Below are 15,131 nucleotides of genomic sequence, written 5' to 3'. Positions count from 1 at the left end.
CCGCCCCTCCCCCGAAAGGAGAGGGTGGATTCCCAGAGCTTCTTGCGCGGGGCCCGTATTGCCCGCCCCCCGTGTAGCGGGCGCTGCGCAATGAAGGCGGCGGGGGACGTTTCGTCTCCTCTCCCGCCGCGTCAGTCGCGGCAGGTCGGCGCGTTCTCGCCGGCCTGCCGTTTTCATTCGAGGCGCGCTATATGGATGAAATGCGAATATTGATCGTCGAGGACGATTCGGAAGCCGGCGCCTATCTCGTGAAGGCGTTCCGCGAGCAAGGCCATGTCGCCGACCATGCGGCCGACGGCCTGGAAGGCTATGCGGCCGCGACGGACGGCAAATATGACGTGCTGATCATCGACCGCATGTTGCCCAAGCTCGACGGGCTCTCGCTCATCTCGGGCCTGCGCGAGCAGAAGATCGACACGCCCGCCCTCATCCTTTCCGCGCTCGGCCAAGTGGACGATCGCGTGCGCGGCCTGCGCGCCGGCGGCGACGATTATGTGTCCAAGCCCTACGCCTTCTCCGAGCTGCTCGCCCGCGTCGAGGCGCTGGCGCGCCGCCGCGGCGGGCCGAAGCCGGAGGAGACCGTCTATCGCGTCGGCGATCTCGAGCTCGATCGGCTCGCCCATAAGGTCGTCGCCGCCGGACAGGAGATCGTGCTGCAGCCGCGCGAGTTCCGCCTGCTGGAATATTTGATGAAGCACGCCGGCCAAGTGGTGACGCGCACCATGCTGCTCGAGAATGTCTGGGATTATCACTTTGATCCCCAGACCAATGTCATCGACGTCCACATCTCCAGACTGCGCGCCAAGATCGACAAGGGACGCGAGACGCCGCTCCTGCATACGATCCGCGGCGCGGGATATATGATCCGTGAAGGCGCTCGTTAGACTCTTCCGCACGACGGCCTTCAAGCTGTCGCTCGCCTATCTGGTGCTGTTCGGCATCGGCGCGGCCATTGTGCTGACGCGCGTGCAGATCAATGTCGAAGACCTCTTCGACGAGCAGACCGCGCAGACGATCGACGCCGATATTCGCGGTCTCGCCGAGCAATATTCGGAAGGCGGCATACGCCAGCTCGTCGAGGTAATCGAGCGCCGCGTGCGCACGCCGGGCGCCTCGCTCTATCTGGTGACGACATTTTCCGGCGAGCTCATCGTCGGCAATATCGCCGCGCTGCCGCCGGACCTTCCCGATCGATCCGAACTGGTCGAGGCGCGCTATCAGCGCCGCGGCGAGACCACCGCCCATCATCGCGCGATGATGCGGCTGTTCCAGCTGCCGGGCGGCTTCCGCCTGCTGGTCGGCCATGATCTGCAGGACCGCAGACTGCTGCACGGCATATTGCGCCGCGCGCTCGTCGCCTCACTGTTCTGGCTGATCGCCATCGGCACGCTCGGCGGCCTCATCGTCGCGCGGCGCATTCTGGCGCGGCTCGACAAGCTCTCTGCCTCGGCGCGGCGCATCATGTCCGGCGATCTCGAGCAGCGCCTGCCGCTGATGGGCGCCGACGACGAGCTCGATCGGCTCAGCGCCAATCTCAACGCCATGCTGGACCGCATCGAGCAATTGATGACCGGGCTGCGCGAAGTGTCCGACAATATCGCCCATGATCTGAAAACGCCGCTGACGCGGCTGCGCAATCGCGCCGACGCCGCGCTGCGCGCCGATCTCGGCGCCGAGCAATATCGCGACGCGCTGACCGATATGATCGAGGAATCCGACGCTCTCATCCGCATTTTCGACGCGCTGCTGATGATCGCGCGCGCAGAGGCCGGCTATTGCAGCGATTTTTCCAGCGACTTCGACGCCGGCCGCGTCGCCGCCGATATTGCGGAAATCTACGAGCCCGTCGCCGAGGAGCATGGCGCGCGCATCGACGTCGCGGCGGCGGAGGGGCTGACCATTCGCGGCAATCGCGAATTGCTCGGCCAGGCGCTGGTCAATCTCGTCGACAATGCGCTGAAATATGGCGCGAGCGAGCCCGGCGCCGTGGTGCGCGTCGCCGCGCGGAACGGCGCCGAGGGTATAGAGATCGAGGTTTCCGATCGCGGCCCCGGCATAGCGGAGAAGGATCGCGACCGCGTGATCGGGCGTTTCGTGCGGCTCGAGAATTCACGCTCGCGGCCGGGCTCCGGCCTCGGCCTGTCGCTCGCCGCCGCCGTGGCGCGCCTGCATGGCGGCGCATTGCGCATAGAGGACAATGCGCCAGGGCTCCGCGTCGTTCTGGCGCTGCCGCGCGCGGCCCCGGCGACCCATGCGCCGAGCGCCGCGCCCTCCCCCGCCGTTCAGCCGGCGCCGTCAGCGGAATAAAATTCGCGCGGTCTTCGCCAACCTTCCCTCTCCCCGCTCGCGGGGAGAACCCATCAGTCGAGCTCGAATCTGTCCTTGTAATCCTTGCGCAGCGCTTGGTCCTGATCCTCCTTGCGCAAATGGCAATTGCCGATGACCAGCGTCTCGATCTCCGTGCCCATGAAGCAGGCGAAGGCGTCCTCGGGCTTGCAGACGATCGGCTCGCCGCGCACATTGAAGCTCGTATTGACCAGCACGGGACAGCCGGTCCGCGCATGAAAGGCCGAGATCAGCGCGTGATAGCGCGGATTGGTCTCCCGATGCACCGTCTGCACGCGCGCGGAGCCATCGACATGCGTCACCGCCGGAATGACGCTGCGCGGCCGCTGCAAGCGCTCTATGCCGAACAGCGCCTCATCCTCCGCACTGGTCGCGAGACGATGCCGTTTCGCGACCTCGGCGACGAGCAGCATGTAGGGCGAATCCTCATCGAGATCGAACCAATCGGCGACATGCTCGCGCAGAACGGACGGCGCGAAAGGCCGGAAGGATTCGCGATATTTCACCTTGAGATTGAGCGTCCTCTGCATTTGCGGCGAGCGCGGATCGGCGAGAATGGAGCGCCCGCCGAGCGCGCGTGGGCCGAACTCCATGCGCCCCTGGAACCATCCCACCGCCCTGCCATCGGCGAGATCGCGCGCCGTGGCGGCGATCGTCTCCTCATCCGAGAGCGTCGTGAAGCGCGCGCCGCAATCGGCGAGGCGGCGCTCTATGTCGCTCTGCGAATAGGACGGCCCGAGATAGGCGCCCTCCATGGCGTCGCTTTCGCCGCGCGCGGCGCGCGGACGCCCGTTGAAATCATGATAGGCGAGCAGCGCGGCGCCGAGCGCGCCGCCGGCGTCGCCCGCCGCCGGCTGAATCCAAATGCGCTCGAAGCTCTTGTCGCGCAGCACCTTGCCATTTGCGACGCAATTGAGCGCGACGCCGCCGGCGAGGCAGAGATTGCGCGCGCCCGTCTCCGCCGCCAGCGCGCGCGTCAGGCGCAGCACGATCTCCTCGGTCACCGCCTGGATCGATGCGGCTATGTCCATATGACGCTGCGTCAGCTGCTCTTCCGGCGCGCGCGGCGGACCGCCGAACAGACGATGCAGCTTCTCGCTCGTCATGCGCAGCCCTGTGCAATAATCGAAATAGGATTGATCGAGACGGAATGTGCCATCCTTTTTCAGATCGACGATGTGATCGAGAATGAGGCTCGCATATTTCGGCTCGCCATAGGGCGCGAGGCCCATGAGCTTATATTCGCCGCTATTGACCTTGAATCCCGTGTAATAGGTGAAGGCCGAATAGAGCAGGCCGAGCGAATGCGGAAAGCGCAATTCGCGCTGCATGACGAGCTTCGCGCCCTCGCCGAAAGCGACCGATGTCGTCGCCCATTCGCCGACACCGTCCATGGTCAGCACCACAGCCTCGTCGAAGGGCGAGGGATAGAAGGCGCTCGCCGCATGGCTGAGATGATGCTCGGCGAAGAGAAGGCGCACGCGCCAATCGACATTGGGCGCATGATGTTTCAGCTTTTGCGCGAGCAGAGATTTTTGAAACAGCTTGTCGCGTAGCCACACCGGCAGAGCGGTCGCGAAGGACTGAAACCCGCGCGGCGCGAAGGTGGTGTATGTCTCGAGCAGACGCTCGAACTTCACGAAGGGCTTGTCGTAGAAGGCGACGTGATCGATGTCCTTCGCCTCGACGCCGGCGGCGGCGAGGCAATAGTCGATGGCGTTGGCGGGGAAGCGCGCGTCATGCTTGACGCGAGAGAAGCGCTCTTCCTGCGCGGCGGCGACGATGCGTCCATCCTCGATCAGCGCGGCCGCGCTGTCGTGATAGAAGGCGGAAACGCCCAGAATTCGCACGTGCGATCAGAACAGCGTATAGATGAAAGGAGCGACCGCCGTTCCCTGCAGCAGCATCAGGCCGCCGAGCAGCATCATCACGCCGAGCACCGGCGCCATCCAATATTTCTTGCGACTCGCGACGAAATCCCACAGCTCTAGAACCATATCCATCGCATTCGTCTCCTGTCAGAATCAAAATTGCTTGCGCATGTCGGAGGCGCCGTCTGCTTCGCCGCGCCGCGTCCAATAGCTCTCGGCCGCTTGGTCGAAACGCAGCGCAAGAGGGTCGCGCCCGCGCAGCCGAAAGAGGATGGCGATCGGCGTCAGCACGCCGAAGAACAGCACGGCCATGACGATCGGATTGACGATTTTGTGAAGCGTCGATCCGAAGGCGAGCCAGAGATCATTGAGCGCTGCGAGCCGCTTCGGCGCGATGATGGCGAGCGCCGCGAAAACCGCGGCGGCGGCGAGCGCCCAAAGGTGCGGAGAACCGTTTCGCCACATCGGCGCCAGCGCCAAAATGGTCAGCGCGGCGGCGATCACCAGGCCGAAGGAGCGATCGGAACTACGCTCGACCGGCCGATCCGAGATGAGGGCTTCATGCGTCATCTTATGGCGCTATCCCCTGAAAAAAACCGTAGAAACGCGTCGTCACCGAAACCTCGCGAGGCTTAGGCGATGAAAAGTGAAGCGTCAATTACGGGGTATCCCCATCCGCGTCCGCAGATCGATGTAGAAGATTGAGCGGCAAGACGTTTCGACACTCGCATGACTTTGCGCCCCGGCCTCGCCGCGCCGGCGAGCCTGTGGATTACCTTCGAGAAACGGCCGGGCGCCGCGCGAATGAGAGGCCGCGGCGCGCTTTCGGCTTGCGCGCGACAAAAAAAAAGACCTTAATTCATGGGTTGCCGGAAAGGGGCCTGCAATGACCTCATCCCTTTATATCATCAATCCCGCTGCAGATTTTCCAACCTACTTCGGCGCCGAGATTCTCGTCGCCTCCGGCCGGCCCTCGGGCGTCATGATGGCCGATCTCTCATCGACGACCGTCGCCGCCATGGCGCCGCGCGACTTCGCGATCGAGATCAGCGACGAGGGCGTCGCGCCCGTGAATTTCGATCATGACGCAGATTGGATTTGCGTTACCGGCAAGGTGAGCCAGCGCCGCCGCATGATCGCCATCGCCGACGAATTTCGTCGCCGCGGCAAGAAGGTCATCATCGGCGGGCCATACGCCAGCCTCAGCCCCGATCATCTCGCCGCGCATTGCGATGTGCTGGTGAGCGGCGAGATCGAGGAAATCGCCGACGAGCTCTTCGCCGATCTGCGCCGCGGGCGTCCGCGCGATCGCTACATCGGCGACAAGCCTTCGCTGGCGACGAGCCCGATCCCACGTTGGGATCTCTATCCCAATCATCGCGCCATGCTCGGCGCCGTGCAGACATCGCGCGGCTGTCCGTTCGAATGCGAATTCTGCGACGTCATCCAATATCTCGGCCGCAAGCAGCGCCACAAGCCGATCGCAAATGTGATCGCGGAGCTCGACGCGCTCTGGGCGCAGGGCTTTCGCGCGACATTCTTGGCGGATGACAATTTCACCGCCTATCGCGCCCATTGCAAGGAGCTGCTGGAGGCGATGGCGCATTGGCGGCGCAATGGCCACCAAATGGATTTCGTCACGCAAATCTCCATCGACGCGACGCGCGACGCGGAGCTGATGGACATGCTGGTCGAGGCCGGCGTGCATCAAGTGTTCATCGGCATAGAGACGCCCAATCTCGACAGCCTGCGCGAGACCGGCAAGAAGCAGAATTTGAAGATCGATATTCCGAGCGAGGTGCAGAAGCTCATCGACCGCGGCATTTCGGTGATGGGCGGCATGATCGTCGGCTTCGATCACGACGGGCCGAATGTGTTTTCACAGCAATATGAATTCGCCATGTCGACGCCGATCCCCATCTTCAGCCTCGGCGCGCTGATGGCTTCGGAGGCGACGCCGCTCTTCGAGCGCATCACGGCCGAGGGGCGCCTGCTGCAAGGCACAGTGGAGACGCAGGCGGTGCCCTGGGGCTCCAATATTCGCCCGGTGACGATGAGCATGGAGGAGCTCAACTCTGGCCTGCACAATCTCTGCAACGCGCTCTATTCGCCCTCCGCGTTCGGCGAGCGCATGTTGAATTTCATTCACAGCTTCGGCCGCGCGCGCGACCTCGGCGGCGAGAAGCTGCCCGAATTCGAGAGATTCCGCGAGGTGGAGCGGCAGGCGATAGAGATCGCCGGCGAGGTGCGACGTCTCGGCGACACCGAGGGGCGCATGTGGAACAAAGTGTGGGGCGCGGCGCTGCGCAAGCCGGCGACGGCGAAGATCGTCGGCCGCATCATGTTCCAATATGCGCAGGCGCGGCACATGTTCGACCGCGGCAATTATTGGGAGCCGCAGCTCGCCTATGCGCCGCCGCGGCGAGAGATGGCGGAGGCCGCGGCGGAGTGACGTAAGAGCAGCGGTCGGAGAAACGTCGCGCGATGGTGGAAGTCGAATTGTCGGACATCATTTTGTGGCTGCGCGTCGAACGGCCCCATTCCGATCTCGGAAAATTGGACTGGGGCGTCGCTCCATTGCGGAATGTCGCAACGGCGGAGAGAGACCTCGTTTCTTTCGCGGCCGATCATATCCTCGCCAGCGAAGAGACGCTGTCGAAATTTTTGCGCGCGATCGGCGAACTGCGCTCTCTCGCCGAGCTATCGGTTTCGGCGAATGTCGCTGTCTATTTCGATCATGACGCAATGACGCGAAACTTTGTGCTGCCGTCCGAATTCATGAGGACGATCGGCCGCGCCGTCGATGAAATCGAGATATCGGTCTATTCGACCGACGCCGAGAAAAGCTGAGCGCCCACTAACGCCGCTCGCGAGCCGCGGCTACGACGCTCAGTGCAGCGACGTCCGCGCGCCTTGCGCCGAAATCGCCCGCGTCGTCGGCCGCACCGGAATGCGGAGCATCGCGATCGTGCCGATGCCCACATGCGAGCGGATGCGCAGCGCGCCGCCATGCAGCGCGATCAGCGAGCGCGCTATGGCGAGGCCCAGGCCGGAGCCTTTCATGCCATTTTCGATGACGGCGATCGGCTGCTCGAAGGGGCGGCCGAGCTTGGGGATGGCGGCCTTCTCTATGCCGCAGCCATCGTCTTCGACGAAAATGGCGACCGAGCGCGCGAGCCGACGCGCTCGCACGCGCACGGCGCCGCCGGCCGTGGTGAATTTCAGACTGTTGGAGACGAGCACGCCGATCGATTTGACGATCGCGTCATGATCGCCATAGCAGCGCAGCCCGTCGCAGGCGTCGACGCTGATCTCGACGCGCTTCGTCTCGGCGCTATGGCGGTACCGCTCCACCGTGGCGCGCACGGCGCCGGAGACGTCCACCTCGCGCTGGTCGAGCCGCACGCGGCCGGCTTCGAGGCGCGACATGTCGAGAATGTCGGTCAGCACATCGAGCAGATAGCGGCCGCCCTGATGGATATGGTTGCAATATTCGACATATTTGGTCGAGCCCAGCTCGCCGAACACCTGCGCCTGCATCATCTCCGAAAAGCCGATGATGGCGTTGAGCGGCGTGCGCAGCTCATGGCTCATATTGGCGAGGAATTCGGACTTGGCCTGATAGGCCGCCTCCGCCTCGCCCTTCTGCAGATGATATTGCTCGGCCAGCGTCGCCAGCTGCTGCGCCTGCGCCTCCAGCGTCTGCCGCGATTTCAAGAGATCGGCGACGCTCGCCGTCAGCCGGCGCTCGGAGTCGATGAGCTTCTCCTGATTGCGCTTCAACGTCGTGATGTCGGCGCCGACGGAGACATAGCCGCCGTCCTTGGTGCGGCGCTCGCTGATCTGCAGCCAGCGGCCGTCGGCGAGTCGCGCCTCATAGGTGCGCTCGCTCGCCGTCACGGCCTCGTCGGAGACGATCTGCGTCTCGGCGAGCGCGGCGGAAGCGCTCGCCATGATGCGCGCATAGCTCGCGCCGGGCGCCGCCGCCTCGGCGGCGAGGCCGTGCAGCGCCAAAAACTTCGAATTGCAGGCGACGAGCCGATTATGCGCGTCCCACAGCACGAAGGCCTCGGAGATCGTCTCTATGGCGTCGCGCAGCCGCATATCGGCGGTGGCGGCGCCTTCCGCCAGCGCGCGCTGCTCGGAAATGTCGACGGCGACGCCGACGAGGCGCTTGCCGCCCTGCGCATCGTCGATCAATTCGGCGCAGGCGCGCAGCCACAAAAAGTCGCCGCGCGCAGTGCGGATGCGGAATTCGTGATCCATGCCGCGCGAGCCGGAGGCGACGATGGTCTCGACAATGGCGATGAGATCGCCGTCCTGCGGATGCAGACGCGTCTTCAATTCGCCGAAGGAGAGCGAGCGCGGTTGCGGATCGAGGCCGAGCAGCGCGAACATGGATTGCGACCAATGAATGCGCCCGCGCGCAATGTCCCAATCCCAAAGGCCGCAGCGGCCGGAGCCGAGCGCGGCGTCGACGCGCCGGCGTAGATCGATCTGCGCGCGCTCGGCGAGCGCGGCGCGGCGCGCCTGCCGCCGAAAGGCGACGAGGCCGAGCGTCGTCGCCAGCGCGGCCGCCGCGGCGAGCGCCGCATTGCGCGCGACCGACCAGCGCCAATCGGCGAGGGCCGCGTCATAAGGCAAGATCGCCGCGACTTGTCCCGCCGCGGGCGCCAGATTGCGCACAGTGGCGAGCGCCTTGCGGCCATCGGCCAGAGTGACGCGCATCACTCCCGCCTTATCGGCGAATTCGGTCAATATCTGCTCGGCGCCGAGCAGGCCGGCGAGCGCGCCGGAGACATCGAGCGGCGCTGTCGCGGCGACGATCCGGCCGGATGCGTCGGCGACGGCGACGCGGCGTCCGCGCGTCGCGGCGTAATCGGGCAGCGCTGCCGCCCCGCCGCGCGCGCTCGCCTCGACGTCGCGGGAGACGGCGCGTGCAAAAATCTCGAGCTCCTGCGCCGCCTCGATCAATGCGCGCTCATGCGCCGCCTCCGCTAGAAGGAGAAGCAGCACGCCGAGCGCGAGAGCGCAGAATCCGAGCGCAACAGTCGCGCGCCGCGCGCTCAGCTGTTGCGCGATCGCCCGGCCGATGCTCGCGGAGCCCGCAGCGCTCCATGAGGAATCGGCGCAAGTCGTCGTATTGGCCGCGCGCCCACGCGCCATTTCGCTAGTCCCCGCGTTTGTCGAAGAGGGGGAAAAACGCGCCGCATCCCGCCCCGAATCAGCACCATTCGAATCCGGCGGAGGGCTTTTGTCCAGACCTTAAAAGGACGTAAACGCTCAGCCGAGCGCGCGCGTCGCTATGTCCGAAACATCGGCGGAGAGATCGGGCGTCGCGAGAATGCGACGCAGCGTCGTCTCGGCGATTTTGCGCCGCCGCTCCTCCAGCGAGCGCCAGGAACGCAGCGCCGAGAGCAGGCGCGCGGCGAGCTGCGGATTTTTGGGGTCGAGCTCCAGCACGACGCGCTCCAGCAGCGCATAGCCGGAGCCGTCCAGCGCATGGAAACGCGTCGGATTGCCATTGGCGAAGGAGCCGACCACCGCGCGCACGCGATTGGGATTGGCGAGCGAGAAGTCCTCATGCGCCATCAGCCGCGCGACGCGCGCCGTCGTCTCGACCTCCGGAATCGTCGATTGCAGAGCGAACCATTTGTCGACGACGAGATGATCTTTTCGGTAGCGCTCGTAGAAGGCGGCGAAAGCGTCCTCGCGCGCGGCGCCCGGAAGATGCGACAGCGTCGCCAGCGCGCAGATGCGGTCGGTCATATTCGTCGCCTCGGCGAATTGCCGCTCGGCCAGCGGACCGCCCGAGGCCGGATCGCCCGCTGCGAGAAGATCGAGCGCGACATTGCGCATGGCGCGCCGGCCGGCGCTGGCGGCATCCGGCGAAAAACCCTCCTGCGGCGCGAAGCGCGCATGCGCCTCGGCGAGCGCCGGCGCCAGAAAGCGGCCGAGATCGCGCCTCAGGCCGGAGCGCGCGGAATAGATCACATCAGGATCGACGTCCTTGCCCATCTCGCGCGCGATGTCGATCTCGGACGGGAGAGAGAGCGCCTGGGCGACGAGGCTCGGATCGCCCTCCCCCGCCTCGACGAGCCGTTTCAGCGCGTCGAAAAAGGCCTTGTCGTCTGCGCCCTCGCCGCCGCGGGCGGCCTCGATGCGGGCGAAGACGGAGCGCAGCGCGAGGCTCTGCGCCGCCTGCCAGCGATTGAAGGAATCGCTGTCATGGGCGAGCAGCCTCTCGAGGTCTTCCGCCGATTGCGGCGGCGCGAGGCGCACGGGCGCGGAGAAGCCGCGCAGCAGCGACGCCACCGGCCGCGAGGGGACATTCTCGAACACGATCTTCCGTTTTGGCGTCGAGAGCTCGACGACGCCGCGCGCGCATTCCTCGCCGCTCGCTCCGGTCTCGCCGGGCGCTGCGGAAAGCGTCAGCTCGTCGCCATTCTCGCCGATGAGGCCAAGCGCGAGCGGAATGACGAAAGGCTTTTTGTCGCTCTGGCCGGGCGTCGGCGGCGTCGACTGCTCGAGGGCGAGAGTGAAAGTCTTGGCAGCCGCGTCATAGTCGCTCTGCACAGAGATTTGCGGCGTGCCGGCCTGCTCGTACCAGAGAGAAAATTGCGCGAGGTCGCGGCCGGAGGCTTCGGCGAAACAGGCGAGGAAATCCTCCACCGTCGCCGCCGTTCCATCGAAACGCGCGAAATAGAGGTCCATGCCGCGACGGAAATCGGCCTCGCCGATCAGCGTCTTCAACATGCGGACGATCTCGGCGCCCTTCTCATAGACGGTGGCCGTGTAGAAATTATTGATCTCGTGATAGAGGCTCGGCCGCACCGGATGGGCGAGCGGGCCGGCGTCCTCGGGAAATTGCTGCGCACGCAGGCCGCGCACGTCGGAAATGCGCTTTACCGCGCGAGATCGCTGGTCCGCAGAGAATTCCTGATCGCGATAGACGGTCAGCCCTTCCTTCAGGCACAGCTGGAACCAGTCGCGGCAGGTGATGCGATTGCCGGTCCAATTGTGGAAATACTCATGGGCGATCACCGACTCTATGCCCGCATAATCGGAGTCGGTCGCGGTCTCCGGCGAGGCCAGCACATATTTGTCGTTGAATATGTTGAGGCCCTTGTTCTCCATCGCGCCCATGTTGAAATCGGAGACGGCGACGATGTTGAACACGTCGAGATCATATTCGCGGCCGAAGGCCTGCTCGTCCCAGCGCATGGAGCGCACCAGCGAATCCATCGCATAAGAGGCGAAGGGCTCCTTGCCGCGCTCGACATAGATGGCGAGCTCCACGTCGCGGCCGGAGCTCGTGCGATAGCTCTCGGAAATATGGCCGAGGTCGCCGCCGACGAGGGCGAAGAGATAACAGGGCTTGGGGAAAGGATCGCGCCAGATCGCGAAATGCCGGCCGCCGTCGAGATCGCCCGCCCCGACCGGATTGCCATTGCCGAGCAGAACCGGGGCTTCGCTCTTATCGGCCTCTATGCGCGTCGTATAGACGCTCAGCACATCGGGCCGGTCGAGGAAATAGGTGATGCGGCGAAAGCCCTCCGCCTCGCATTGCGTGCAATAGGCGGAGCCGGAGCGATAGAGCCCGCTCAATTGCGTATTGGCCGAAGGATCGACATCGGTCTCTATCTCCAAGGTGAAGGGCCCCTCGGGCGGGGCGCGCAGCAGGAAGGAATCGGGCGTCGCCTCATAGGCCTCGGGCGCGAGCGGCGCCCCATCGAGCGCGACGCGCCGCAAGACCAAGCCGTCGCCGTCGAGCGCGAGCGGCGCGCCGGCCTGTCCGGCCGGATTGCGCCTGATCGCGAGGCGCGCGGCGACACGCGTTTTGCTGCGATCGAGCGAAATATCGAGATCGACCGCGTCGATCAGAAACGCGGGCGGGCGATAGTCGGCGAGGCGGACGGCCTGAGGGGGTGGGTTGCGCATGGGACCTCGATGCACGTCACACCTACACGCGGCGGCGCGCCTTCGCAACGGGCTAGGGAAAACGGGCGAGGCAAGCAGCAGGAGAAGAGAGCCGCCGCCGACGATTTGCGTCAGGCGTTGCCGCGACGGCCGGCCTCGAAGAGGAACCAGACGCGCCTTTCGGCCTCGTCGATGTAATTCTCGAGCAGGCTCGCGGTGGCGACGTCGCCGCGCTCGTCGCAGAGGGAATGCGCCTCGCGCATCCGCGCCGCCAGCGCGTTATTGTCGTCGCGCAGCTCGGCCAGCATGTCCTGCGGATCGACATAATCGGCGTCATTGTCGAGGATGCGCTGGAGCCGCGCTATGTGGCCGATAGAGCGCAGCGTCACGCCGCCGACCTTGCGCACCCGCTCGGCGAGCTCGTCCGTCGTCGCGAAAATCTGCGCGCCCTGCTCGTCGAGCAGCAGATGATAGTCGCGAAAGTGCGGGCCGGAGACGTGCCAATGGAAATTCTTCGTCTTCAGATAGAGAGCGAAGACATCCGCCAGCAGAGCGTTGAGCGCGCCGGCGAGGTCGCGCGTCGCCTCGGGCGAGAAGCAGGTCGGCGTCTCGAGCGCGGCCTTTTGGCGGGAGCGCAGTTCACGATTGGTCATTACGATTTTCTCCTCGAGCGGAGGGCTGGATCGCTATGACCAGATATGCCGGCGCGCGCGGCTTCCCATGGCCCGGCGCGGATTTTTTGGCGGGGCCCCCGCCGAGACGGATCGTCGGCGCGCCGTCAGCCGGCGGAGGCGCTGGGGAGCTCGTTTTCGAGCGGCTCGGCGGGCTCGGCCGGAGCCGGCTCGGCCGTCGGGCGGCGCGTCGTCGGCAGGCGGTGGATCGTCGCCGTCTCGCGATCGTCCTCGCGCTCCATCCGCGACAAATCCTGCCGCACCATCCACACGAACAGCGCAAAGGCGATCGCCGACAGCGTTCCCACCGACACGTCCAGAATGGCGAAGCGCCAGATATGCGCTTCCGTCACAGCAGGGCCCAGCCACCAGGCGAAAACGCTCCAGCCCGCCACCAGAAGGCGGAATTCCGTCGCCCCCATGCCGCCATAGGACAGCCGATGCACCCCAGCCGTCGCCACACGAAGATAAGTGTAGGAACTCATCAAAAGATAGAGCGACAGCACGAACAGCGCCGACGGAAGCGTGAAATAAGGCGAGATCCCGAGACCCACCACGATCAGGCTCTGCGCGATCAGATCGCTCGAATGATCCAGCAGAAAGCCGTAGCGCGGACGCTCGATCCCGCGATGGCGCGCCAGCGTGCCGTCCAGCGAATCGCCGAACCAGTTCAGGAACAGGCCGGCGACCGCCACCCACAGGAACCACGCCGACCAATGCGTCAGCGCAAAGCCCGCCGCCGTCGCCGCCGCACCGGCCAGACCCACCGCCGTCAGATGATCCGGCGTCGTCCAGGCGGGAAGCCGAAACACGAGCGCCTGCAGCACACGCCGCTCGCCAGCCGCCAACAGGCTCGTATTCAATCGGTTCGCCAAGAAACCCCCTCGCGGTCCGCCGAGAAACCTTCGAAAAACCAAGCCCGCAGGCCCGTAGGCCGCGTTCCTCATCGCATCGCAATATCTGCGCCGTCAGCTTGCCCGGACCCGACTCGCCCGTCAACCGAGATTGCTATACCTAAGGCGCATTCCAGAGGCGAGCAAATCTCGCGCAGCCCCGCCGGGGCCTCACTTCACAAGCCTCGCCTCACCGCCTCACTTCACCGCAGCGCCTACCGCCGCGCCCTGGATCGCCGGCTGCGTCAGCATGGAGACGAGCTGGAACGCTTTCGCGATCTCCGTCACAGGCGCATTGGAGACATACAATATGTCCTTGTCCCGCATCGCGAATCGCCGCGCCGTGAACAAAGCCGCCGGATTGCGCATGTCGAGATGATAGGCGACCGGCGTCAGCCGCTGCGACGCCAGCAGCGGCGACACGGTCGGATATTCGGCGATCGCCGCCGTCTGCTCATAGCGCAGCACGAACAGCCCGCTCGGATCGGCGCGCTGATCGGCGAGCCCGCCGGCCTTGCCGATCGCTTCCTCCAGCGTGATCCCCCGCGCGTCGAAGGGCACCACGGCGTTGGCCCCGGTCGCGCCGGCGACCGTGAAGGTCTGCGGCGTGCGCTCCACCGTCAGCACATCGCCCGGACGCACGAAAATATTCTCGTGCGGATTGGCGAGCAGCGCCTGGATCGGCGCCCGCGCGGTGCGGTCGCCGCGCGTCAGGCTGACGAAGGTCTCGTGCACAGGCGAGCGAAAGCCCCCCGCCGCGGCGATGACGTCCATCACCCGGTCGCCGCGCAAGGTCAGCGGCACGCGCGCGCCCTGCGTCACCTCGCCGGTCACGGTCGCCGTATTGGTGACGTTGCGCGAGACATTGACCAGCGCCTGCGGCTCGATCGCCTTGCCGCGCAGCCGCTCGACGATGGCCGCCTCCACCTCCTGCTGGCTGCGGCCGGCCACCTGTATGCGCCCGGCGTAGGGAACCGTCACCGAGCCGTCGCGCCCGACCGTCTGGTCCGGTATGGTCGCCGAGCGCGAGCCGGGGCTCGCCCGTTCCATGGCCGGCGAGGAGAACAGGCCGCCCGAAGCCGCCTCCCACAGAGTGATCTGCAGCGTGTCGCCGACGCCGATCGGCTGCGAGGCGGGCGGGCGATAATCGCCGAAGGAGCCGCGCAGGCCCGGCGCGCCATGCCGGGCCAGCGCCGCCACCACATTCGTGTCGATCTCGACGAGGGCGAAAGCCGTCTCCGGCCGTGACTCGCTCGGCGTGCCCGCGGTCATCACCGCATCGCCGGACGGGCCGCTGCCTGGAAGCAGGCTGCAGCCCGAGAGCGAAGCAGCCGCCAAAACACCGAAAATACGAAGCGTCTTCAAAACCACGCCGCCCCCGACCAATGCTCCGGGCCGCTCCCGAAGCTTCGCCGCGCGCCCAAATGACC

At 65.8% G+C, this 15,131-nt stretch carries 12 protein-coding genes; 4 read left to right on the top strand and 8 right to left on the bottom strand.

Annotated elements, in window-relative coordinates:
• Nucleotides 1–200 precede the first annotated feature (200 nt).
• Nucleotides 201–884: a response regulator transcription factor gene (locus tag C5689_RS16890; protein WP_108918421.1), complete on the top strand. Its 684-nt coding sequence runs from the start codon at nt 201–203 to the stop codon at nt 882–884.
• Nucleotides 868–2,307 (top strand): sensor histidine kinase, encoded by a 1,440-nt coding sequence (locus C5689_RS16885; RefSeq protein ID WP_108918410.1) that lies wholly within the window; start codon nt 868–870, stop codon nt 2,305–2,307. Before C5689_RS16890 ends, C5689_RS16885 begins: the two co-directional genes overlap by 17 nt.
• A gap of 53 nt (nt 2,308–2,360) precedes the next feature.
• On the opposite strand, the gene C5689_RS16880 is transcribed toward C5689_RS16885, so the two are convergent.
• The 3 genes from C5689_RS16880 to C5689_RS16875 are packed head-to-tail and all read right to left on the bottom strand — an operon-like array spanning nt 2,361 to nt 4,787.
• Nucleotides 2,361–4,196, bottom strand: a complete 1,836-nt coding sequence (locus tag C5689_RS16880) for a carbamoyltransferase family protein (protein WP_108918409.1) — start codon at nt 4,194–4,196, stop codon at nt 2,361–2,363.
• Between the two features lie 6 nt (nt 4,197–4,202).
• Nucleotides 4,203–4,349 carry a DUF5989 family protein gene (locus C5689_RS18660; RefSeq protein WP_166141878.1) on the bottom strand — a complete coding sequence of 49 codons (147 nt, stop codon included), beginning with the start codon at nt 4,347–4,349 and terminating at the stop codon, nt 4,203–4,205.
• Between the two features lie 21 nt (nt 4,350–4,370).
• On the bottom strand, nt 4,371–4,787 hold the full coding sequence (locus C5689_RS16875) for an SxtJ family membrane protein (protein WP_108918408.1): 417 nt from the start codon (nt 4,785–4,787) through the stop codon (nt 4,371–4,373).
• Between the two features lie 316 nt (nt 4,788–5,103).
• Here C5689_RS16875 and C5689_RS16870 point away from each other — a divergent pair, with 316 nt between their 5' ends.
• Nucleotides 5,104–6,669 carry a B12-binding domain-containing radical SAM protein gene (locus C5689_RS16870; RefSeq protein ID WP_108918407.1) on the top strand — a complete coding sequence of 522 codons (1,566 nt, stop codon included), beginning with the start codon at nt 5,104–5,106 and terminating at the stop codon, nt 6,667–6,669.
• A 32-nt stretch (nt 6,670–6,701) separates the two neighbouring features.
• A complete protein-coding gene (locus tag C5689_RS16865) occupies nt 6,702–7,067 on the top strand; it encodes a hypothetical protein (protein ID WP_108918406.1) in 366 nt (121 codons plus the stop codon).
• A 39-nt stretch (nt 7,068–7,106) separates the two neighbouring features.
• Here the strand turns inward: C5689_RS16865 and C5689_RS16860 are convergent, their stop codons facing one another.
• From C5689_RS16860 to C5689_RS16840, 5 genes are all read right to left on the bottom strand, one after another.
• Nucleotides 7,107–9,383, bottom strand: a complete 2,277-nt coding sequence (locus C5689_RS16860) for a sensor histidine kinase (protein ID WP_108918405.1) — start codon at nt 9,381–9,383, stop codon at nt 7,107–7,109.
• A gap of 117 nt (nt 9,384–9,500) precedes the next feature.
• Nucleotides 9,501–12,158 carry an aminopeptidase N gene (gene pepN / locus C5689_RS16855; protein WP_108918404.1) on the bottom strand — a complete coding sequence of 886 codons (2,658 nt, stop codon included), beginning with the start codon at nt 12,156–12,158 and terminating at the stop codon, nt 9,501–9,503.
• Nucleotides 12,159–12,268: 110 nt separating this feature from the next.
• Nucleotides 12,269–12,790, bottom strand: coding sequence for a Dps family protein (locus C5689_RS16850; RefSeq protein WP_108918403.1), 522 nt, complete (start codon nt 12,788–12,790; stop codon nt 12,269–12,271).
• A 125-nt stretch (nt 12,791–12,915) separates the two neighbouring features.
• A complete protein-coding gene (locus tag C5689_RS16845) occupies nt 12,916–13,683 on the bottom strand; it encodes a CDP-alcohol phosphatidyltransferase family protein (RefSeq protein WP_244594764.1) in 768 nt (255 codons plus the stop codon).
• Nucleotides 13,684–13,899: 216 nt separating this feature from the next.
• Nucleotides 13,900–14,973: a polysaccharide biosynthesis/export family protein gene (locus tag C5689_RS16840; RefSeq protein WP_244594763.1), complete on the bottom strand. Its 1,074-nt coding sequence runs from the start codon at nt 14,971–14,973 to the stop codon at nt 13,900–13,902.
• Nucleotides 14,974–15,131 lie beyond the last annotated feature (158 nt).

Source organism: Methylosinus sporium, assembly GCF_003113265.1.
Lineage (GTDB): Bacteria > Pseudomonadota > Alphaproteobacteria > Rhizobiales > Beijerinckiaceae > Methylosinus > Methylosinus sporium.
The sequence above is the reverse complement of the archived record's forward strand: the minus strand, read 5'-3'. Positions and strand labels throughout refer to the sequence as shown.